The sequence below is a fragment of the Exiguobacterium sp. s125 genome (assembly GCF_018618605.1).
GTDB classification, from domain to species: domain Bacteria; phylum Bacillota; class Bacilli; order Exiguobacteriales; family Exiguobacteriaceae; genus Exiguobacterium_A; species Exiguobacterium_A oxidotolerans.
This window is the reverse complement of record NZ_JACSMI010000004.1, coordinates 149,005-170,425: the sequence shown is the minus strand read 5'-3', so window position 1 is coordinate 170,425 and position 21,421 is coordinate 149,005. Positions and strand designations below refer to the sequence as shown.

Annotated in this window: 19 protein-coding genes; 9 read left to right on the top strand and 10 right to left on the bottom strand. The window is 45.6% G+C overall.

What is annotated here, in order from left to right:
• Positions 1-3: 3 nt before the first annotated feature.
• Positions 4-435: a hypothetical protein gene (locus KNQ05_RS11760; protein WP_088836396.1), complete on the bottom strand. Its 432-nt coding sequence runs from the start codon at positions 433-435 to the stop codon at positions 4-6.
• 347 nt (positions 436-782) lie between these two features.
• On the opposite strand from KNQ05_RS11760, the gene pflB reads away from it, so the two are divergent.
• The 3 genes from pflB (at position 783) to abc-f (ending at position 5,725) form a co-directional block, all read left to right on the top strand.
• Positions 783-3,032: a formate C-acetyltransferase gene (pflB, locus tag KNQ05_RS11755; protein ID WP_285800489.1), complete on the top strand. Its 2,250-nt coding sequence runs from the start codon at positions 783-785 to the stop codon at positions 3,030-3,032.
• Between the two features lie 24 nt (positions 3,033-3,056).
• Positions 3,057-3,776 (top strand): pyruvate formate-lyase-activating protein, encoded by a 720-nt coding sequence (gene pflA, locus KNQ05_RS11750; protein WP_088836394.1) that lies wholly within the window; start codon positions 3,057-3,059, stop codon positions 3,774-3,776.
• Between the two features lie 272 nt (positions 3,777-4,048).
• Positions 4,049-5,725 (top strand): ribosomal protection-like ABC-F family protein, encoded by a 1,677-nt coding sequence (gene abc-f / locus KNQ05_RS11745; protein WP_214805453.1) that lies wholly within the window; start codon positions 4,049-4,051, stop codon positions 5,723-5,725.
• A 172-nt stretch (positions 5,726-5,897) separates the two neighbouring features.
• Here abc-f and rsgA read toward each other — a convergent pair whose 3' ends face one another.
• Positions 5,898-6,947, bottom strand: a complete 1,050-nt coding sequence (gene rsgA / locus KNQ05_RS11740) for a ribosome small subunit-dependent GTPase A (RefSeq protein ID WP_088836392.1) — start codon at positions 6,945-6,947, stop codon at positions 5,898-5,900.
• 270 nt (positions 6,948-7,217) lie between these two features.
• Here rsgA and KNQ05_RS11735 point away from each other — a divergent pair, with 270 nt between their 5' ends.
• The 5 genes from KNQ05_RS11735 to KNQ05_RS11715 are packed head-to-tail and all read left to right on the top strand — an operon-like array spanning position 7,218 to position 10,668.
• Entirely contained in the window at positions 7,218-7,598 is a 381-nt protein-coding gene (locus KNQ05_RS11735; protein ID WP_029332726.1) for a lmo0954 family membrane protein, read from the top strand.
• Positions 7,599-7,628: 30 nt separating this feature from the next.
• A complete protein-coding gene (locus KNQ05_RS11730; protein ID WP_214802464.1) occupies positions 7,629-8,243 on the top strand; it encodes a hypothetical protein in 615 nt (204 codons plus the stop codon).
• A gap of 57 nt (positions 8,244-8,300) precedes the next feature.
• Positions 8,301-9,020 carry a cell wall-active antibiotics response protein LiaF gene (liaF, locus tag KNQ05_RS11725; protein WP_029332724.1) on the top strand — a complete coding sequence of 240 codons (720 nt, stop codon included), beginning with the start codon at positions 8,301-8,303 and terminating at the stop codon, positions 9,018-9,020.
• Positions 9,017-10,042, top strand: a complete 1,026-nt coding sequence (locus tag KNQ05_RS11720; RefSeq protein WP_034801180.1) for a sensor histidine kinase — start codon at positions 9,017-9,019, stop codon at positions 10,040-10,042. The genes liaF and KNQ05_RS11720 overlap by 4 nt, the downstream gene beginning before the upstream one ends.
• Positions 10,039-10,668 carry a response regulator gene (locus KNQ05_RS11715; protein ID WP_029332722.1) on the top strand — a complete coding sequence of 210 codons (630 nt, stop codon included), beginning with the start codon at positions 10,039-10,041 and terminating at the stop codon, positions 10,666-10,668. Before KNQ05_RS11720 ends, KNQ05_RS11715 begins: the two co-directional genes overlap by 4 nt.
• Before the next feature lie 498 nt (positions 10,669-11,166).
• On the opposite strand, the gene KNQ05_RS11710 is transcribed toward KNQ05_RS11715, so the two are convergent.
• The 8 genes from KNQ05_RS11710 to KNQ05_RS11675 all read right to left on the bottom strand — a co-directional run bounded on the left by KNQ05_RS11710 (position 11,167) and on the right by KNQ05_RS11675 (position 19,898).
• Complete coding sequence (locus tag KNQ05_RS11710) at positions 11,167-12,858, bottom strand: b(o/a)3-type cytochrome-c oxidase subunit 1 (protein ID WP_214805451.1); 1,692 nt, start codon at positions 12,856-12,858, stop codon at positions 11,167-11,169.
• Entirely contained in the window at positions 12,859-13,329 is a 471-nt protein-coding gene (locus KNQ05_RS11705; protein WP_088836389.1) for a cytochrome c oxidase subunit II, read from the bottom strand.
• Positions 13,330-13,341: 12 nt separating this feature from the next.
• Positions 13,342-13,455 carry a cytochrome C oxidase subunit II gene (locus KNQ05_RS11700; protein ID WP_152638917.1) on the bottom strand — a complete coding sequence of 38 codons (114 nt, stop codon included), beginning with the start codon at positions 13,453-13,455 and terminating at the stop codon, positions 13,342-13,344.
• Between the two features lie 794 nt (positions 13,456-14,249).
• Positions 14,250-14,957 carry a Crp/Fnr family transcriptional regulator gene (locus KNQ05_RS11695; RefSeq protein ID WP_214766658.1) on the bottom strand — a complete coding sequence of 236 codons (708 nt, stop codon included), beginning with the start codon at positions 14,955-14,957 and terminating at the stop codon, positions 14,250-14,252.
• A 169-nt stretch (positions 14,958-15,126) separates the two neighbouring features.
• The gene (locus KNQ05_RS11690; RefSeq protein WP_214805449.1) at positions 15,127-16,509 is read right to left on the bottom strand and encodes an aldehyde dehydrogenase; all 1,383 of its coding nucleotides are present in this window, start codon (positions 16,507-16,509) and stop codon (positions 15,127-15,129) included.
• Between the two features lie 191 nt (positions 16,510-16,700).
• Positions 16,701-17,408 (bottom strand): purine-nucleoside phosphorylase, encoded by a 708-nt coding sequence (gene deoD, locus KNQ05_RS11685; protein ID WP_029332717.1) that lies wholly within the window; start codon positions 17,406-17,408, stop codon positions 16,701-16,703.
• A 28-nt stretch (positions 17,409-17,436) separates the two neighbouring features.
• Entirely contained in the window at positions 17,437-18,141 is a 705-nt protein-coding gene (locus tag KNQ05_RS11680; protein WP_088836386.1) for a response regulator transcription factor, read from the bottom strand.
• Positions 18,141-19,898, bottom strand: a complete 1,758-nt coding sequence (locus tag KNQ05_RS11675; RefSeq protein ID WP_214766662.1) for a sensor histidine kinase — start codon at positions 19,896-19,898, stop codon at positions 18,141-18,143. Before KNQ05_RS11675 ends, KNQ05_RS11680 begins: the two co-directional genes overlap by 1 nt.
• 208 nt (positions 19,899-20,106) lie before the next feature.
• Here KNQ05_RS11675 and KNQ05_RS11670 point away from each other — a divergent pair, with 208 nt between their 5' ends.
• A complete protein-coding gene (locus tag KNQ05_RS11670) occupies positions 20,107-21,396 on the top strand; it encodes an NCS2 family permease (RefSeq protein WP_214805447.1) in 1,290 nt (429 codons plus the stop codon).
• Positions 21,397-21,421: the final 25 nt, after the last annotated feature.

Sequence of the window (21,421 nt, the reverse complement as noted above, 5' to 3'; positions counted from 1 at the left end):
CTATCATTCTGTTACATATTCGAAACGATCATCGGTTTCAGTTTTAATACCGCGTAACGTCTGCGTATATTCATTTCCAGAATCGATTAACCGAATATGAAAAACGATTTCTGTCTCATTTTGTTGATCTGCACTTAACACTTCGAAACCTTGCGCCATTCGATCTTGCAGCTCAACAGCAAGTGTTTCAAAACCAGCAAGTACAGGATAAGTTGCTCTGACATCGATTGGGCGTCGAACTAATCGTGCGAGGTACTTCTGGTCGTAACCGATAAAGTCCTCGAAATCAAAATCATCTTCAAACCGGAGCCAAAACCCGTCGTCTTCAAACTCGGTGATCATCCCGATCCGTTCTGTTCCTTCAGTTGATACTTTTAGGGAAACCCAGTCCCCTGTTCGATAGTCTGCTTGCTCTTTTAATGGCGAAAACTCCATTCACTCCACCTCCACGTTCTATATTCCCTTTTTCATTGTCAACGATACGTCCTAAAAATACAAGGTAGCGCCGCGTGACTTTTATCACACTAGCTTCTGTCTCTATCCATTCCACTACAAATTAATGATACAGCTACAGAAAAATCCTTTCACAGCAGTCTTTTTCTGTTTTTTGAACACGGGACACTGACTGATACAATTTACTGTGAAGTAAGTCATAGCAACACTTTTACATTTGTTAAAAGATTCACATATACGTAAAACCTCTATCCCGAATTGTTTGTTACACTATTCACATAAGAGATGTATTAAGAACCGCTGACCTTACTAATGAAGGAGTGTTGATGATGTTACTTGAAAAAACACAAGCATGGCAACGATTCGAAGGTGGAGAATGGATGGAAAAGATTGATGTCGCTGATTTCATCCGGCGCAATCGCTCAGAATACACAGGAGACGATCAGTTCCTCGCCGGTCCGACCGATGCAACCAACACGTTATGGCAACAAATCATGCAGTTAACAGAAGAAGAACGAATTCGTGGTGGTGTCTATGCCGTTGATGCTGCAACTCCATCTTCAATTCTTTCGCACGGTCCAGGTTACCTCAATCCTGAACTCGAAAAAATCGTTGGTCTACAGACCGATGAACCATTCAAACGTTCGATTCATCCGAACGGTGGTATCCGAATGGTCAATGATGCCTTAGAAGCGTATGGTTTTAAATCAGATGACACTGTTACACAGATTTTTAGCGAGTACCGTAAAACGCATAATCAAGGGGTTTTCGATGCGTATACGCCCGAAATGCGTGCTGCCCGTAAAGCCGGTATCATCACTGGACTTCCTGATGCGTACGGTCGCGGACGGATCATCGGTGATTACCGTCGCGTCGCCCTTTATGGAACAGCTCACCTCATTGCTGCAAGAAAAGCGGATTTGAAAGCACACGGTGGATTTTTATCAGAAGCGATGATTCGTGATCGCGAGGAGATGAACGAACAACTCCGCGCCCTTCATGAACTGACAGAACTCGGTAAACGTTACACATGTGACTTATCACGACCAGCTGAAACGGCCCAAGAAGCATTCCAGTGGGTCTATCTTGCTTATCTCGCAGCAATCAAAGAACAAAACGGAGCAGCGATGTCGCTCGGTCGCGTTTCGACCTTCCTTGATATTTATATCGAACGTGACTTGCAAACGGGTCGGTTGACAGAAGAGAGCGCGCAAGAACTTGTCGACCACTTCGTAATGAAACTTCGCATCGTCAAGTTTCTTCGGACACCCGATTACAACGAACTCTTTTCCGGTGACCCAACGTGGGTAACGGAATCAATCGGCGGTATGAGTGAAGATGGTCGCTCGAACGTCACAAAAAGTTCGTTCCGCTTCTTGCAGACACTCGTCAACCTCGGTCCGGCACCTGAACCGAACTTAACCGTTTTATGGTCACCAAAACTTCCACGGGGCTTCAAGGATTTTTGTGCGAAGATGTCCATCCTGTCTAGTTCGATCCAATATGAAAATGATAACTTGATGCTTCCGATTTATGGTGATGATTACGGGATTGCTTGTTGTGTCTCAGCGATGAAAATCGGTAAACAAATGCAATTCTTCGGCGCCCGGGCGAACTTAGCAAAAGCCTTACTCTACACGTTGAACGGTGGCGTCGACGAAAAACTCAAAATTCAAGTCGCCCCTTCTTCCGACTTGATTTTAGATGACGTGCTCAATTATGAAACCGTCATGGCCGCCTATGATAAACAATTGGATTGGTTAGCTGAGCTCTATGTCAATACACTGAATGTCATTCACTTCATGCATGATAAATATAGTTATGAGCGCATTGAAATGGCACTCCACGATCCTGAAATTTTACGGACGATGGCTTGTGGGATTGCCGGATTATCCGTTGTCGCCGATAGTCTGTCAGCGATTCGTTATGCTAAAGTCACACCAATCCGAGATACGGATGGCATTACAGTCGACTTTAAAATCGAAGGCGATTTCCCGAAATTCGGAAATAACGATGATCGTGTCGATCAAATGGCCGTCGATCTCGTCGAACTCTTTATGGAAAAAATCCGGAAACATCCAACGTATCGTGATGCTTTACCAACCCAATCTGTTCTGACGATCACGTCAAACGTCGTGTACGGTAAAAAAACCGGGAATACACCCGATGGTCGTCGCGCTGGCGAACCGTTCGCACCGGGAGCAAATCCAATGCACGGACGTGACACACGTGGTGCAGTCGCTGCGTTGACTTCTGTCGGCAAATTACCTTATGAGCATGCCTTAGATGGTATTTCCTACACGTTCTCAATCGTTCCGAAAGCACTCGGAAAAGATGAAACAACACGTATCAACAATACAGTCGGTCTACTTGACGGCTATATGGGCGGTACGACTACCCGTGGTCATCACTTAAACGTCAACGTGTTCGACCGCGCCACTTTACTCGATGCGATGGAGCATCCTGAACTTTATCCACAGTTGACGATTCGTGTATCGGGTTATGCCGTCAACTTCATTAAGTTGACACGCGAACAACAAATCGATGTCATCAACCGTACATTCCACGGTGCACTTTAACTTTTCTGAAAGGACTTGATCACTATGACTTACGGGACGGTTCACTCTGTCGAATCTTGTGGGACTGTCGATGGTCCCGGTATTCGTTTCATCGTCTTTACGCAAGGCTGCCCACTACGCTGCCAATATTGCCACAATGCGGACACCTGGGAATTCGGTTGTGGTCGAAAAGTAACACCGGAAGAAATCATCAAAGAAGCGAACAGCTATCGTTCCTTCTTTGACGCAACGGGTGGAGGGGTGACCTTCTCCGGTGGCGAACCGTTGGCTCAACCCGAGTTTTTAGAAGCCTCGCTGCGTGAAGCAAAACGAAACGGCTTGCATACCGTCATCGATACAGCAGGTTCGGTCGTCCCGAAAAACCTGGATCAAATCCTGGACTATACAGATCTCGTCTTACTCGATATCAAGCACATCGATGATGCGACGTGCCGAATTTTGACCGGGCGAAGTAACATCAATACACTAGCCTTCGCAAAATTGCTCGCAGAACGAAACATTCCCGTCTGGATTCGCCATGTCCTTGTCCCCGGCGTGACGATGACGGAAACGTTTTTACGGCAAACAGGTGAATTCATTCGAACACTCGGAAATGTCGAACGGGTTGAAGTCCTCCCCTATCACCAATTAGGTGTCTATAAATGGGAGGCACTCGGGCTCGAATATGCGCTAAAAGATGTCTTACCGCCTACCGCGGAGGAAACGTTTGCCGCGCAAGATTTACTCAACTCGTACTTGTCATGATTGATGTGACTTGATAGACTGAACACATAGTCTATGAAACGGAGGTACAATACCGAAATGAAGCAATCACTCGCTAACGTCTAATGATGAATGAACTCATCACTTTCGCAATCGCTTGCGGATGACTGACGCTACGAGTCTGCTCAATTTCGGTATTTCCCTATTTCAGGTGGATACCTTCTTTGAATTGCACTCCCGCACACCATCCGTACGCTCAGGATGGTGTGTTTTCATTTCATCTCAACCGAAATGAAACAAAGGGAGCTGAGCTTATGCCAACTGAAGTATTATCCATCCATGATTTACAAATCGATTTTGCCGGGCAGTGTCTTTTCCACGATGTCACGTTCTCCATCCGCGACGGCGAACACGTCGCCTTGGTCGGACCGAACGGCGTTGGAAAAACGACGCTCTTGCGCGCCATCCTAAAAGAAATCATCCCGACGACCGGGACAATCCATCGCACGTATGACCGGATCGGGCTCTTAGCCCAACAAATCGAACCCTCGACAAGTGTAGCAATTCAAATCGTCGAACAGGCGGATGTAACCCGTTACGACTTACGTGAACGTGCCTTAACCACTGAAGCCGTGGCCGACTACCAGGCTGCCGTTGACGCAGATGCCTTCACGCTCGAAGCCGATGCGAGACGTGTCCTGAAAGAAGTTCAACTCGAGCAATCTCTTTGGTTTCAGCCTTTGAACACACTGAGCGGCGGCGAACAGACCCGGATTCAACTTGCATGTCTACTGTTGAAGAAACCGGACTTCATCCTGCTTGATGAACCGACCAACCATTTAGATGAAGACACACTCGAGTGGCTCGTCGCGTGGACGCGTCAAACGAAGACGACGATGCTCTATGTTTCACATGAGCGTGCCTTTATCGATGCGACGGCTGACGCCGTCATTGAATTGACTGAAGCAGGAGCGGCACGTTACGAAGGAAACTATGAGATTTACCGTACGTTAAAGGAACAAGAACGGACTGCACAGTGGCATCAATATGAGAAGCAAGAACGAACACGAAAAGAACTCACCCGGATGATTGGTCAATATCAAAATTGGCATCAAAAAGCGACGGCTAGTGCAAGTGAACGAGATCCGTACGCGAAAAAAAAGGCAGCAAAACATGCGACAAAAGTCAAAGCAAAAGAAAACCAGCTCGAACGCCTACTGGAACACCGGGTCAAAAAACCGGAAACGCCGTCCCACGTCCATGTCAGATTCGAAGGAGAACATTTTTTAGCGAAACGTCTCGTTTCAGTCGATGCTCTCTCATTCGACTATCCGCATCGCCGGCTCTTTCAGGATGTGTCGTTCTCCATCCAACGTGGCGATCGAATCGCGTTGATTGGTCGAAACGGTTCTGGGAAAACGACGTTATTACGTCTTTTACTTGGAGAATTGGCGCCATCTGCCGGTATCATCAAACGGCACCCGACTTTAAAAGTCGGTTACTTTTCTCAAGTTCTATCCACCTTACCGAATACCGGCACACTACTTGATGCCTTGCTTGAGACGAGCGAGATATCGGAAACAGATGCCCGGACACTACTCGCGTGCTTTTTATTTCGGCGAGAGACCGTCTATAAACCAATCGCTGAAGCGAGTATGGGCGAGAAATGCCGGATTGCCTTTTTACGCCTCTATTTTTCCGGCGCGCATTTACTCATCCTCGACGAACCGACGAATTACCTTGATCTTGCGACACGGGAACAAATCGAAGCGGCACTCGAAGTTTTTCCCGGTGAGTTGCTGTTTGTTTCCCATGACCGTTATTTTACCGATCGTTTATCAAACCGAACGATTTCCTTGACCGGTGACTTCACAGTCCATCCTGTCGGAACAAAGGCTTTACGGGAACAACGTGCTTCTGATTCGGATGGAATCCGGGCTGACTTACGGCGTTTGAATGAACTGACCGGTGAAATCGACTTTGATGTGTAATTGACGGAAGTCACATCACGAACTGATTTTTAGCACGATGATAAAAGCATGCTAACTTAAAAAGAAATACGGTACTTTTCCATGCGCCTCCCACATGCGTATCTAATTACCGCGAACGAAAAAAACGCTGATGATTCCCTGTAAAGAAGGGGAACATCGGCGTTTCGTTTACTTATCTTTTTTGATACTTTAATTTTGTATGTGCCTGCGCGTTTTTCTGAATCTTCTTCCACTTTTCTTTTTCGGCAGCTTGTAGCGCTACACTTTGCTTCCGTTCAGCATAGGCAATTTCCCGTTGCAGCTTCAGATAACTTTCCCAGCGTTCGTGCGGAAGACTTCCATCTTCCAATGCTTGGCGGACTCGACACCCGGGTTCATTGCCATGTTGGCAATCCCGGAAACGACAGTTTTCAGCGAGCGACTCGACATCAGAAAAAGTCGAAGTCAGACCGTCACTTCCGTCCCATAGTCCCAGTTCACGCATACCCGGTGTGTCGACGAGCAACAGACCGTTCGCTAATCGTTTGAGTTCACGGTGCGTCGTCGTATGCCGTCCGCGTTGATCGTCTTCTCGCACGCCACCTGTTTCCATCAACTGTTCCTCTGCTAACGCATTAACGAGTGTCGATTTCCCGACACCGGATGAACCGACGAGGACAATCGTCTCACGTGGTTCGAGAACATCTCGAAGACTTTCCAACCCGTCACCGGTCAACGAATCAATCGCAACATAAGGTGTCCCGAAGGCAATTCCTTCAATCTCAGCCAACTCGGACTCGACGGATTCCATCAGACTTCGTTTCGTCAAAACAATGATCGGCTTGACGCCAGCTTCCCAGGCGACCGTTAAATAACGTTCAAGCCGCCGGACATTAAAATCGTGACCGAATGCCATGACGAGCAAAGCTACGTCAACATTCGCACAAATGATTTGTTCTTCGACTTCCGTACCCGCTGCTTTTCTTGAGAATTGTGAGGTCCGCGGAAGAACTTGCTCAATCCGTCCTAATCCCGCTTCTCGCTCTGTCTGGATGATCCAATCCCCTACTGCGGGAAGATCTGCTTTCGTCAATGCCTCAAAGCGCATCTTTCCAGATAATTCACTAAGCGTCTCGCCAGCAGCCGTCATGACACGATACTGTTTTTGAAAGACTGCAGTGATCCGTCCTAAATTTTCATGTTCTCCTGCCTCATGTGCAGGTGGTTTACCCCATTCGTTCAAATGGTTTCCTCCTCTAATTTAAGGGAGGGAAACCCCTCCCTGTTCTCCAGTACGTGTTTGATTTACGTTGATTTGCACATTCATAAACCTCACTCCTCTCCAGTAACTTCCTTTGTATTTTATCATATGTAGCCACTTCAAAAACCGTTGGGCGATAAAGTCAGACCTTACTACTCCGCCTCAAGGCCGAGACGAATACGGTCCGAGGGGCGTCGTCGTTTTTTTCACCATCCCTTATCATAAAGGTATCAAGTAAAAGGAGGCTTCATCATGAAGCAATCAAAAGGCAAACAGGCTTTGATGATACTTGCTGGTATCGCTCTTCTCGCAGTCGTCATCGGGACACTCCCACATATGATTGGACTCGGGCTCGGTGGACTGCTTGCATTTTACGCCATCAGTAAGTTTATCCGTTCAACAAAAGTCATCGCAAAAATCGGTTTTGGTTTACTCGCAGCAGTCGGAATCGGCTTAGCCCTTTCAAACATTTGGGCGGTATTCGGTATCGCGGCAGCACTTGCCCTCTACATCGGTTACATGCGGATGAAGATGGAACGTGTGAACCCAAACGATTTATTTTCTCGCCGTCGTCGGTCAAACGCGTCTCATTTTGAGGCAGATTGGAAAGACCTCGATCAAAAACGCTTTTAATCGCTACTTATACTCAAGGAGGAATTCACAATGAAGAACGTATTCGACCAACTCAATGATTTTGCTAACCAAATGATGACGGAAGTCAAAAAGGCAGCCGAGCAAGGTGAAGTCCCGGCTAAAAAATTAGTCCGTCATATCCGGATTACCGAATCTGATTTAAAAGAAATCGACCGGCTACTCGAACGTCAACGGTCACTCCTAAGCGAACTCACACAAAAACAAGATGAAGCAAAAGAACTAGCTGATAAGCGGTTTGCCCAAGTCGAAATTGCTAAACAAGCTGAAGAGCAGGAACTTGCAGAACGCGCCGCTATCGAATCCAAACATTACGGTGAACAGTTCCGTTTCTTCGAAGAGTTGATTGTTGAAACGAAACGGGAATTGACGCAACTTGAACGGGAAGCACTCGAGTTGAAACTTAAACTCGAAGACTTGCAAAATAAACGCTATGAGTGGATGATGCGGGAAAACGTTTCTAATTTAAAATCAAAGATGAACCAGGTGCTAGAACGCGAACCAAATGCTACTATTAAACAAGAAGAACATCCGTTTACGGTATCAGAACCGGATGTCGCAGAACAAACACCAGAAGACGACATCGATTCACGTATTGCGGAACTCGAACGTCGCTTCCAAAAATAAGTATTTTGACGAAGGAGGCCCTTGCCTCCCTTTGTCATGTCAGGGAGGAGATTGATCGTGCGACGATTAAGTACAAAACAATTAGTCGGCTACGTGTCGATCCTATTCGCGCTCGGATTATTTTATGATTTGATGACTGGAGCCGGAAACGTCTTATTTGGAATCTTATTCCCGTTCTTGTTGTATTATGTCGGGATTCATTTTCGGCGTCGCGGTCATGAAAAACTGGCCATCCTGTTTTATATCGTCGGTACGATTATCTTAGCTGGAGTCGTCTTGAGCTCGGCAGCTGTCGGATTCGTCATCGCCGGAATTTTGCTATATCTCGGAATTATCCTTGTCACCCGACACTCCGTCCGCGAATTTTTCTTTTCGAAGATTTCACCACGTCTTTATGAAGAAGAAGGCATTACGATCCAACCTGCTTACTCGTTTTCGACGCAGTCTGAAACACCTTACGTGTTAAAAGACTTGAGTGAACAGTTCATCGTCAAAGATTTAGAAATCGATTTAACGCATGCCTATGTCCCAGAAGGTGAAACACTCATCGTCATCAGTGGTGTCGTCGGAGATGTGCGTATTTTATTACCTTCAGGATATGACTATACGCTTGATACGTCGATTGGTTTTGGAAGCGTCAAAACAGATGTCCGCCGGATCCCGACATTTTTTAACCGTCGCATTCAGTTCCGGGCACCACAATATGAAGAAGCGACTCGAAAAGTCCGCATTCACGTCATGCTTGGCATCGGTAACGTGGAGGTGACCTCGATATGAAACGTGATCACTTCCCGCTCGGTGTCATCGCGCTCCAAGTATTGACCGGATTTCTGACAGCCGTCGTGACGACTGGTTTGTTTTTAAGTACACGCCAAGTCGATTGGCATGTACTTTTCGTCCGTCAACAAGATTTACCTGTCTTATTGCTTGTCGTCGGATTATCCCTGTTACTTCCGCTCGCAATCGGCAGCATCCACTACTTCTTTTTACGTCGTGACTTCAAACGTGTCACAACTGCCATCATCGAACTCGAGCAAGGAAAAGAAGTCACGATTGTCAACGGACCTTACTTCCACACACTGACCCGCCTCTCACGAATTGGGAAACGAATCGATGAACAGGTCGAGACGGTTCAAAAAATCAGTACACGTCCGCAACACGTCGAACAAGTTCGTGTCCAAGCCATCACGGAAGAACGCAAACGTCTCGCACGTGATCTCCATGACTCCGTCTCCCAACAACTTTATGCCATTTCGATGATGACGACGGCTGCCAAACAAACGATTTTGACGCAACCGGAAACGGCAGCGAAACAAATTGACTTAGTCGAGACGATGGCACAGACGGCACAATCGGAAATGCGTTCTTTATTGCTCCAACTACGTCCCGTGGAACTCGAAGGCATGACTTTACAACAAGGACTAACCCAACTGCTCGAAGAACTATCAAGGAAACAATCGACGCAATTGAGCTGGAAACTCGAACCGATTGAATTACCGCGCCCGATTGAAAATGAATTATTCCGCATCGTTCAAGAAGGCTTGACGAATGCTTTACGCCACGCGAAAGCATCGCACATGAATATCGAATTGCGTCAATTCAATGAGACAATCATCTTGAGTATGAATGACGACGGTGTCGGCTTTATCGTCGACGAGAAAAAACTCGCCTCGTACGGGATCAACTCGATGCGCGAACGTACGGCTGAAATCGGTGGGACGATTCGCCTCGTCAGTGTGCCCGGTCAAGGAACACAGATTGAAGTCAAACTTAGAAAAGAACGGATGGTGCAAGTATGATACGCGTATTATTAGTCGATGACCATGAAATGGTTCGCGCTGGAGTCTCTGCCTTTTTATCGACCCAACCTGATATTGAAGTGGTCGCAGAAGCTGCTGACGGACAAATCGGAGCGAAACTTGCTCTTGAACATCGCCCTGATGTGATTTTGATGGACTTAGTCATGGAGCCGGTCGATGGTGTCGAAGGAACACGTCTGATTCGCGCCGAGTGGCCGGAAGCTAAAATTTTAGTCGTCACAAGTTTCTTAGATGATGAGAAAGTTTATCCCGTCATTGAAGCCGGTGCGATGAGTTACGTCCTAAAAACGGCAAGCGCGTTTGATATTGCGGAAGCAATTCGCAAGACAGCGAGCGGACAATCTGTCATGGCAGCTCAAGTGACAGGTAAGATGATGGAACGCCTGCGCAAACCTGCTAGTCAACTCCACGACGATTTAACGGAGCGTGAACAAGAAGTCTTACAGTTGATGGCGCGCGGTATGGCCAATCAAGAGATTGCAGACGAACTGTTCATCTCCCTAAAAACAGTCAAAACGCATGTTTCCAACATTTTATCAAAGCTCGATGTCGTCGATCGGACGCAAGCCGTCGTCTATGCCTTTAAGCACCACATCGTGAAGTAATCTTTTACTTAGTTTTTGCACTCGTCTACGCATCCATTCATTAAAAAAAGGGTCAGCTTATCAAAGCTGGCCCTTCAGACTGTAAACAACGTGCGATTGGGAGATTAAGCGCCGTGTTTCGTTGCTTTCCTCGGGCGAGGCGCAAGCCGTTGCTCCTTGGATCCTAGCGGACAACGAGCAGGGTCTTGCCTGCCTCTGAAAGTGCGTTAAAAACGCACTTTTTCCCGCAGGAGTCAATGAAAAGTGACGCTTTTCAAGTAATACCGTGAAGGAAATCCAGGCGTGGAGACGGTTTAGAGCGCGATCCGTCTCAAATCGCTTTTAAAGCGAAAAGCAATCGGTCGCGACCCTGCAGCTTTGCTGTAGCGGCGTGACCGGTTGCCGCTTTGAAGACGAGGCGAGACAGGAAAGCACGAACGGATTGCTTCTCAATATAGCATTTTCACCCTTCAGCGTGTATAAAAAGTGCTAGTAAGCTATCAGCACTTTTCGATAGGGCTACCAGAGTTTCCAACCTGGAGCTCCAGGAGGCGCATTATCAATCATGTGCCAAATCGGTACTGTGTAAGCAAACGCAATCAAAGCAAACGTCACGAAAATCCAAAGTTTCCAGTTCTCAAAGAAGAGTGGTGTCTTCATCGCTGCTTCCTCTGTTTCCGCGACAGGAAATTCAGTACTTCCTTTCGGTGTCCGGAAGGCCAGTTGGAACATCGCAAACAAGAATAAGAGGATTGAAATAAAGAGGATCGTACCACCGATTGCCATCGCAACGTGATAGGGAATCCAATCTGCGACGAGCGAATCTTTGAAATATGCCGCAGGACCCGTCCGTCTCGGATTGCCAAGCAAGCCTGAAATATGCATCGCAGTCGACATAAAGAGCATACCAATCGTCCACGTCGCCGTCTGGATGAGACCAATTGTATTAATCCGTTTTGTTAAGGTCCGTCCTCGTAATAATGGAACAAGCCAATAGGCCGTTCCAAAGAACGTCAACGCGACTGCAGCCCCGACTGTGATATGGAAGTGACCTGTCACCCATAAAGTGTTATGCACGACGATATTCAATTGGTGAGAAGCATTGATGACACCACCGGCTCCAGCCGGGATGAAGAACAACATGCCGACGAACGGTGCAAGAAAGCGGACATCCCGGTACGGCATTTTCTTGATCCACCCAAATAGTCCGGTCGCACCTTGACGACGACCTGCTAGTTCAAATGTCGCAAACATCGAGAATGCTGTCATCAATGAAGGAATGATGACAAGGAACGTCAAGACGACTTGGATGTACTTCCAAAATGCTGAAATACCGGGTTCGAGCAACTGATGGTGAAAACCAACAGGGAACGAGAACAATAAGAACAGTAAAAATGACATTCGTGCTAAAGCATCTGAAAAAATCTTACCCCCAACAATCTTTGGAATGACCGTGTACCATACGATATAGGCTGGCAATAACCAAAAATAGACGAGCGGATGACCAAAATACCAAAATAATGTCCGGGATAATTCGATCCCGACCTTATCCGTCCAACCGAGTGATAACGGCAAGAGTTGAAAGAGAATCGTCGCTGCGACACCTAGCGTGGCGATGACCCACAACAAAGCCGTCATAATGCTCATATAGGCTTGAAGTGGTGGATGGACATCCTTATGTTCTCGTTTGTAATCCGCGTACATCCGGAACATTGCGGCAGAAGAAACCCATGTTCCAACAACGAAAATCACGAGTCCGATATAAAAAACAGGGTGTGCCTTCAGCGGCGCATAAAATGTGTAGAGAACGGATGCTTCACCTGCTAACACCATCCATGTGACAAGGAGGACACCGACAATCATCAACCAGAATCCAACCCAGCCCAAGCGTCTCGGAAACTCTTCAAAACGCCCGAACGACTGTCCTAAAAATGAAAATAAAAGTCCAAATATGAATAATGTCGTAAAGACAATCGCAAGCATTAGTCCGTGAGCCGTCAGCAATTCATAATAACCGACTCCAGCAATTTCTGGAATGACTCCAGTACGGACGAGTGTCTGTAGTAGACCACATAGTCCACCGATCAGTAACGCCACAAGTGAAAAACTGACGTAGGCAAATCCGAGTTTTGCTTCTTTTAATCCAATCTCTCCTGCGGGGATTCCCCGCTCCATCTCAAACTCCATTAATTTTTTCGAAATCGCATTCATTTATTCCACCACCTTAATCTTAGTCGACATCATGTGATGCGCCGATCCACAATATTCATTACAGACAATTAAATATTCACCAGCTTCTTTAAATGTGTACTCGATTGAATTGATATGTCCGGGAACGACCATCATATTGACGTTCGTCTTGACGATTTCAAATCCATGGACGACATCTTTCGACGTCACCAGAAAATCGACGGTCGCGCCTTTTTTGATAATCATGTCTTGCGGTGTGAACTGGAAAGCTTGTGAGACCATGACGGCCTCATATTTATTGTCGTCAATTTTTTTTAGACCCGGTTTATCAAATGGCTTCGTCTGATCGACTTGCGTCGGGTCAATCAATGTTGCATCCGACGGTGGTTGATTATCAGAAGCGAATGCTGATACGCCAATGATGATTAAAAAGACTGCCAACATGATACAACCGAATACTAACCATATTTTTTCTAAACGATGAATATGCACCCTGATTCCCCCTTATCTTGAAGTGAATAATAAAAAGATTGATCCCCACATTCCGATGATGACTCCGGCAACGATAAATACAGCGATAAACGTTCCCTTCAGTTCTGTATCTGATTTCTGACGCATGATCAGTAGCTCCCTTCCGTCGTTGAATCGGTGACTTAACCTACCTTTATTTTAGAAAAAGACACCCTTCGTAATATGTGATAAACGTCACACCAATTGTGACGATTTCGCGCTTTTCTTTTATAAAACACACATAAAGTTCACAACTTGTTACGTACTGAACATATTACGTACTGAACATATTTTGAACCGTTACTGTTTGTGCGACACAAAAAAGGACCGCATTCAAAAAGAATGTGATCCTACAGCGTGTAGACAAACTATTATGAAGAGTGAACATACTATAACGAGAGGCAATCCGTTCGCGCGTCCCTGTCTCGTCTCGTCTTCAAAGCGGCAACCTTCCGCGCCGCTACAGCCAAGCTGCAGGGTCGCAACCGATTGCTTTTCGCGGTTCTAAGCGATTCGAGACGGATTGCGTGCTAAACCGTCTGCATGCCAGGCTTTCCGTCACGGTATTCCTATAAAAAGCGTCACATTTCGTTGACTCCTACGGGAAAAAGTGCGTTTTTAACGCACGTTCAGAGGCAGGCAAGACCCTGCTCGTTGTCCGTGAGGATCAAGGAGCAACGGCTTGCGCCTCGCCCGAGGAAAGCAACGAAAAAAGACGCTTGATCTCCCGATAGCACGTTGTCTACATCCTGAAGGACCACATTCAAAAAGAATATGATCCTAGACTGCTGATAAGTTCTTCTAAAGTTTGACGTGTTGCGGTTCCATCAAAAGGATGATGTTGGAGCAATTTTTAAGTCAGCTCCAGCGTATGGCTCCGTAAGCTAACGCTCAAGTTAAGTTTAAATCCGGCAGACACCGACAGGACACCCTTCACAGTGGCAAAGATCGCGTAAATAGTTGGCATCATGAACGATGATTTTAGTCGTCGTCATCGAAATGACATTGTCTTTTTTCCACTGAGAAAACATCCGGTTGACCGTTTCACGTGGTGCCCCGATCAACTGACCGAGTTCAGTATCCGACGGTCGCTTTGAAATCACGTAATCGTCATCGACTTTTTTTCCGTCCATTGCGATTAGTCGTAAGAGTGTCGAAGCGAGTGCCCCTTGTTTCCCGAACAATAAGAGGTCACGTAACTTCGTTTCCGTTTGTTTTCGCATCAAGGCTTGCCAGCGCATGATATCTAATGCGAATGTTCCATCTTTTTTCATCAAATCTTCGAGTGTCGATTTCGAGATGAAGCCAATGACACTGTCCTCCATCGTTTCGACACTATAGGAGCTTGGAAATGCTTCTCCGACATCGAATTCACCAAATAAGTCACCTTTGAAATATAAGAACATCATTAGCGGGCTACCTTTTTTCGTGAGCTTTGATAGTTTTACACCACCTTGTTTCACATAAAAAAGTTTATCGTTCATTTCCCCTTCCCAACAGACGATTGAGTCTTTTTTAAAAGATACCTCAGTCATGAACTCTTCAAGTAATTCACGTGTCTCACTCGACAACACGAACGTATTGGCTTCTGTCGTCCCACAAGTAAGCATCTCGCATTCTCCTTTCCGTAGCTTCTGCCTTCAGTATAGAACATCACAAGGGAAAATAGCGTTTTTTCAAAAGATTGTCAAACTTTGTTCACTATTTCACAAATTAAATAAACAAAAAAAAGCCAAGGTAGACCGATTGGATCTACTCTTGGCTCCGTTTAAGTCCCATTTATAATAAATAACGCATCCATTTTGAATCGGTATTCGAGCGCATGTAGCGGAACGGCAAATCGAACTTCGTCGTATTGTTGACGACTCCTTTACGGTGGCTGAACGTCTCAAAGCTGAATTTCCCATGATAGCCACCGATACCACTTCCGCCGACCCCGCCAAATGGCAAGTTATGTTGCGCAACATGCATCAACGTATCATTGATGCATCCACCACCAAATGACACACGATCGAGTACACGATGCTGAACAGCTTTACTTTCTGTGAAGAGATAGAGCGCCAACGGCTTATCACGGTCATTGATGAAACGGATGACCTCTTCCACTTCACGATAAGAATAGACTGGAAGAATCGGTCCAAAGATTTCTTCTTGCATCAACGGACTTTCTGGATCAACGTCCGTCATGACGGTTGGTGCCATCTTTCTCGTCGCTGCATCGACTTGACCACCAAATAAAATTTCACCTTGGGGCAAGTAGCCACTCAATCGATCCAAATGACTGTCTGAAACAATCTTGACGTAAGAATTCACACCAACACCATTACCATACTGGGCAAAAGCTTCCTTTTCAATCAAGCGTAAAAATTCCTCGCGGACGTCTTCATGGACAAAAACATAGTCAGGGGCGATACACGTCTGTCCTGCGTTTAACCATTTGCCCCAAGTAATTCGTTTTGCAGCAAGCTTTAAGTTCGCATCACGGTGAACGATCGTCGGAGACTTCCCGCCGAGTTCAAGCGTGACAGGTGTCAAATATTTCGCCGCTGCTTGATGGACGATTTTTCCGACACGCGTCGACCCCGTAAAGAAGATGTAATCAAACTTCTCTTCAAGAACAGCTGAACTGACGTCCGCATCCCCCTCGATGACAAGTCCAAATCGTTCGTGAAATGCCGTTTCAAAGACTTCACGGAGAACACGCGAGACGTTTGGTGTTAGTTCTGATGGTTTCAAGACAACCGTATTTCCGGCAGCGATCGCCCCGATGATTGGTGCAACAGCGAGCTGGAAAGGATAGTTCCACGGCGCGATGACGAGCACGTTTCCGTATGGTTCATAATGGATGTCACTTTTTGACCCGATATGTAACAACGGTGTCCCGACTCGTTTCGGTTTAGCAAGTCGGCGAAGTTTCTTCTCCATCCGTGCGAGTTCGCCGTAGACGAATCCGATTTCCGTCGTAAACGCATCTTGACGTCCTTTATTCAAGTCCGTTTTTAATGCCTCATAAATTGCTTCTTCATGCGTTTCAATCGCTTGCTTTAAAAACGTCAACATACTTAGACGAAACGCAACACTTCGCGTCGCGCCTGTCTTAAAGAAATTACGTTGCGTTTGAACAAGATTCGAAATAGTTGATTCAGTCATCGTCGATTCCATCTCGTGTTCCTCCTCATGGTCTAGGGTATCTTTTCCTCATTCTATCATAGCGAATGAGCAATGATTCAATCGTATGCTCCCTCTTCTTTGTGATTAGACAAAAAAGCAGGACTCGAAACGCGAGTCCTGCTTTTTTCGTTTCATGAAGACAGTGATTTTACCATCCGCATCGTCTTATTTCATCTGATTGATTACAGCTGAATCGCTGTTTCAAGTGCCACTTTCATCATATCATTGAACGTCGTTTGGCGTTCTTCAGACGTTGTTTCTTCTCCCGTTAGGAGGTGATCTGAAATCGTCAAAATCGTCAAGGCATTGACTTTATGTTTTGCAGCGAGTGTGTAGAGACCTGCTGCTTCCATCTCGATTGCGAGGCAACCGAAGTCCGCCCATTTTTTGAAGTGGTGGAAATCATCTTGATAAAATTGATCCGTCGTGAAGACTTGACCGACTTTTGCGTCGATTCCGTGTTCTTGTGCCATTGTGTACGCTTTATGCAATAACTCGAATGAAGCTGTCGGCGCATAATCCAATCCATTGAAACGGACACGATTTTGAGCCATGTCGTGTGAAGCACTCATCGCGATGACGACGTCACGTACTTTTACATCCGGTGTAATCCCGCCCGCTGTACCGACACGGATCAAGTTTTTTGCACCATACGATTGAACGAGTTCATTTGCATAAATTGACATCGACGGAACACCCATACCTGTTCCTTGAACGGATACTTTTTTCCCTTTGTATGTTCCTGTGAAGCCATACATCCCACGCACTTCATTATAAAGAACAACGTCCTCTAAAAATGTTTCGGCGATGTACTTCGCGCGAAGAGGATCTCCCGGAAGTAAAACTGTTTCTGCGATTTGACCTTCTGCTGCATTAATGTGTACGCTCATGTACGTTTCCTCCTTGACGTTCGTTTAATTAAATAGATAACAACTCTCTAAACTCATTCGGTGTCATGCCGAATTGCTTCTTAAATACTTTTCGAAAATATTTATCATCCTGATACCCGACTTCAACGGCAATCTCATATATACGGGCGTTCGTCTCTCCCAGCAATTCCTTTGCCCGATTTAGACGAATCGTTTGGATATAATCCGATAAGTTAACCAAAAAACGCTGTTTAAAGCGCCTTGATATATATTCTCGGCTTAAATAGAAGCGCTCACTCATGAGCTGGAGCGTTAACTCTTCCGCATAATGTGTCTCGATATACTTCGCAATTTGATCAATCGCCTCTCCCTGCTCTTGAACTGGGCAAATCAGCTCCATCGCTCGGGAAAGCGCATCATTTAAAACATCTGGATCGATCGGTTTCAATAAGTAATCAAACGATTGATGTAAGATCGCACGACGCATATACGTATAATCATCATAACCTGTCAACACGATCGTGACGACCTTTGGATGATGATTTTTTGTCCATTCTAATAAACTTAATCCGTCTACTCCCGGCATTTCAACATCGGTCAGCATCAATCCGACTTTTTCTTCATTTAAGATTTTTTTCGCAGCTGCTCCATCCTCCGCTTCAAAAATATGCGATACTTTCCAGTCACCCCATTCACCAAGTAACTTTACAGCGTCACGAACGTGTTGTTCATCATCAACGATTAGTACATTCATTACAATTCCTCCTGTTCGATTGGAATTCGGATAGTGATTCTGAATCCACCTTCTATTGGAGATTGGAGCGTCATGTTTGTGCGTTCACCGTAAAAAATTTGAAGACGTTCGTATATATTGTGTAAGCCGATACCAGATGTTTGCCGGTCTTCAGGAGCGCGATGTGCCCGCATTTTTTGGTTAATCATCTCAAGATCTGCCTCAGACATGATCGGTCCGCTGTTTTCGACGCTAATGATCAGTTGGTCCCCATCGGTTCTAATTTTGTACGCTAAGTAATTTTCTAACGCATCACTTTGCTGATTAAAGGCATGTTTAAAGTAATTCTCAGCGAACGGTTGCAAAATCATTTTTGGTACTTCAATCGGGTTCATGTGCCACGGGACATCGACGATATAACGAAATTTTTCTGGGAAACGCTGTTGTTGTAAGCGCATATACCCTTGAAGATGGTCGACTTCTTGCTTTAATGTGACAATCGTCTGTTCGTTGTTCATCGAATAACGCATCATTTGTGAAAGACCGGTTATCGAACGGTAGGCGACTTTCCGGTCCCCTTGCAACGTCGTTGTTCCGATTGATTGTAGCGCATTAAATAAGAAGTGTGGATTGAGCTGTGATTGCAACGCACGTAGCTCGTTCGTCCGATTTTCAAGTGCTAACCGGTATTCTCGTTTAATCAAACGATCCATCCGGTGCACCATTCGTTGAAACTGGCGATTCAATAAACCGATTTCATCATTTGTCGTCGCGACAAAACGTGTGGAGAGGTCCCCTTGCTCGACCCGCCAGACATTTGCCGTCAATTGTTTGATCGGTTTTGTAATTTCGAGTGCGACGAGACTTGCCGCCATAATCATTAATAGAAGTGACACTAAACCAATCACCAATAAAATGATTGCCGTTTCATTTGCTCCCTTGATGACAGAAGCATAAGGAATTTTCTTGATCAGTGTAATCGGCACGCCTTGCTTTTCGGTCTTCACATACACGATGAACGAGCTACCGACGTGCATGCTCCCACTTTTTCCAGTCATTTTTTCAGTCGTCACCGGTAATGTCGTTCCTGTCTTCGCGATTAAGTGATTCCCACTCATTAACCATAATGATTCGTCCGGTGAATTTTCAAACAGCTGTAGTTGTTGTTCAAATACCCGAACTGGAATGTCTACTGACAAAAAGCCGATGGGTTCACTCGTTTCGACGCGATCAATCCGGTAACGAAAACTGACGACTTCTTTTTCATCAAGAATCATCGTCCGAGAATTATATGCTGTAATCACATGTTCCGGATCTATCAACCAACCATTTTCTTGTTGCATCAATCGAAAATAATCAGTCTCTTGTAACCAATCAAATTTGCCACGACCGGAAGTCTTCATATTATAGACAGAGTATTCCGAGTACCCTTTTAAAATCACAAAATGAATTTGTTCAACATCCTGTCTTGATAAAAAGAGACCGAGTAAGGAACGAGCGACGACACTATCTGACTCACCAAGCTCAGCATCGGCACCAGCATTCATAATATTCATCAATGAACGATTAGCGTAGAGACTTGTTGATAACCGTTTCACGTCTTCCATATAATGACTGATTTGACTATTTCCGCGTTGGAGAGCGCTTAAACTCGAACGCTCGGCTTCTGCAATGTTTTGTTGACGTACATATATATAAGAAGCAGTTGTAGCAAGTGTTGTCGGAACCAAGATAGCGAGGGCTACAAGTAATATAAGACGCGTCCGGATGCTCTTCATTTTGCCACCTTCCACCCTTTTTCTTCTAATAAATAGTATAGCACAACTGTATCCGCTTACATCCACTTCCTTTTAGCGCTTACGATGGTTTATAGATCAAGTTATCCATAATATACTTAAAAAATAATCCTTGATTCCGAATGAATAATCATATAGTATCGTTAATGTTCGTTTTTTAATTAAACTCATCGAAGGTGGTTCTCTATTTATGTTTAAGCTTTCTGCCCATAATACGACCGTGAAACGCGAAATCCAAGCCGGGTTCATTACGTTCATCACGATGGCCTATATTTTAGTTGTCAACCCAACGATTTTAGCTGACGCGGGCATTCCGCAAGCACAAGCATTTTCTGCGACCATTATCGCTACACTCGTCGGAACGCTTTTAATGGGGTTATATGCGAATCTCCCCATCGCCGTTGCACCGGGCATGGGACTGAATGCGTACTTCACGTATACTCTCGTCATCGGTGAAAAAATTCCTTATCAAACAGCACTCTCTGTCGTCTTTGTATCCGGAATCATTTTTCTATTGCTCTCGTTGTCTCCAATCCGGACGAAACTGATTGAAATCATTCCACTGACACTCAAGTTAGCGATCACTGGTGGAATTGGACTTTTCATCGCTTCACTTGGACTGAAGATGTCAGGTATTCTTGTTGCAGATGAAGCGACTTTGATTACGATTGGCTCACTGTCTTCACCAGAAGCTATTATTACACTCATTGGTTTGATGACTGCTGCCATCTTAACTGTCAAACGTGTTCCAGGTGGATTACTGTACGCGATGATTCTTGCGGGTGCGCTCGCTTTCATCACGGGAGAACTCAAATTTTCAAATACACTCACGGCTTGGCCAACATTACCGGAAGGCTTGTTAGTCACAAACCCTTTCACAGCGATTCAAGATGTCTTTCAATACGGACTCTTTAGTGGTGTCCTTTCGTTCGTCCTCGTAACGATGTTTGATACGACAGGTACGATGGTCGCAGTCGGTGAACAGGCCGGACTGATTGAGAAGGACGGTTCACTTAAAAATAGTGATCGTGCTTTATTATCTGATTCAATGGCGATGGTCGTCGGTTCGATCTTTGGTACAAGTCCTACGACTGCTTATGTTGAGTCTGCTTCTGGTGTTGCTGCCGGAGGACGTACTGGTTTAACGTCGGTCACAGTCGGTCTGCTCTTTGCGCTCGCAGCGATTTTCGGACCAGTCGTCCAAGCGATTTCAGGTGTTCCTTCGATTACGGCACCCGCTTTAATCCTTGTCGGTGCATTGATGCTTCAAAACATCAAGCAAATTGCGTGGGAAGATTTCAGTGAGGCCTTCACTGCTTTTCTAATCATCATCATCATGCCGCTTTCAGGAAGCATCGCGACCGGAATTGCCTTCGGATTCATCGTCTATCCGATCATGAAAGCCGTACAAAAGCAACGGGTCCATGCCTTAATCTATCTATTTGCCATCCTGTTCTTTATCCAGTTATTTTTCTTATAAGATGTAAAAAACTCCTCTTCCCTAT

Bases quoted from the DNA above. Each gene is read 5' to 3' on its own strand.
- KNQ05_RS11760 (WP_088836396.1), bottom strand. From the start codon at position 435: ATGGAGTTTTCGCCATTAAAAGAGCAAGCAGACTATCGAACAGGGGAC.
- pflB (WP_285800489.1), top strand. From the start codon at position 783: ATGTTACTTGAAAAAACACAAGCATGGCAACGATTCGAAGGTGGAGAA.
- pflA (WP_088836394.1), top strand. From the start codon at position 3,057: ATGACTTACGGGACGGTTCACTCTGTCGAATCTTGTGGGACTGTCGAT.
- abc-f (WP_214805453.1), top strand. From the start codon at position 4,049: ATGCCAACTGAAGTATTATCCATCCATGATTTACAAATCGATTTTGCC.
- KNQ05_RS11735 (WP_029332726.1), top strand. From the start codon at position 7,218: ATGAAGCAATCAAAAGGCAAACAGGCTTTGATGATACTTGCTGGTATC.
- KNQ05_RS11730 (WP_214802464.1), top strand. From the start codon at position 7,629: ATGAAGAACGTATTCGACCAACTCAATGATTTTGCTAACCAAATGATG.
- KNQ05_RS11720 (WP_034801180.1), top strand. From the start codon at position 9,017: ATGAAACGTGATCACTTCCCGCTCGGTGTCATCGCGCTCCAAGTATTG.
- KNQ05_RS11715 (WP_029332722.1), top strand. From the start codon at position 10,039: ATGATACGCGTATTATTAGTCGATGACCATGAAATGGTTCGCGCTGGA.
- KNQ05_RS11710 (WP_214805451.1), bottom strand. From the start codon at position 12,858: ATGAATGCGATTTCGAAAAAATTAATGGAGTTTGAGATGGAGCGGGGA.
- KNQ05_RS11700 (WP_152638917.1), bottom strand. From the start codon at position 13,455: ATGCGTCAGAAATCAGATACAGAACTGAAGGGAACGTTTATCGCTGTA.
- KNQ05_RS11695 (WP_214766658.1), bottom strand. From the start codon at position 14,957: ATGCTTACTTGTGGGACGACAGAAGCCAATACGTTCGTGTTGTCGAGT.
- KNQ05_RS11690 (WP_214805449.1), bottom strand. From the start codon at position 16,509: ATGGAATCGACGATGACTGAATCAACTATTTCGAATCTTGTTCAAACG.
- deoD (WP_029332717.1), bottom strand. From the start codon at position 17,408: ATGAGCGTACACATTAATGCAGCAGAAGGTCAAATCGCAGAAACAGTT.
- KNQ05_RS11680 (WP_088836386.1), bottom strand. From the start codon at position 18,141: ATGAATGTACTAATCGTTGATGATGAACAACACGTTCGTGACGCTGTA.
- KNQ05_RS11675 (WP_214766662.1), bottom strand. From the start codon at position 19,898: ATGAAGAGCATCCGGACGCGTCTTATATTACTTGTAGCCCTCGCTATC.
- KNQ05_RS11670 (WP_214805447.1), top strand. From the start codon at position 20,107: ATGTTTAAGCTTTCTGCCCATAATACGACCGTGAAACGCGAAATCCAA.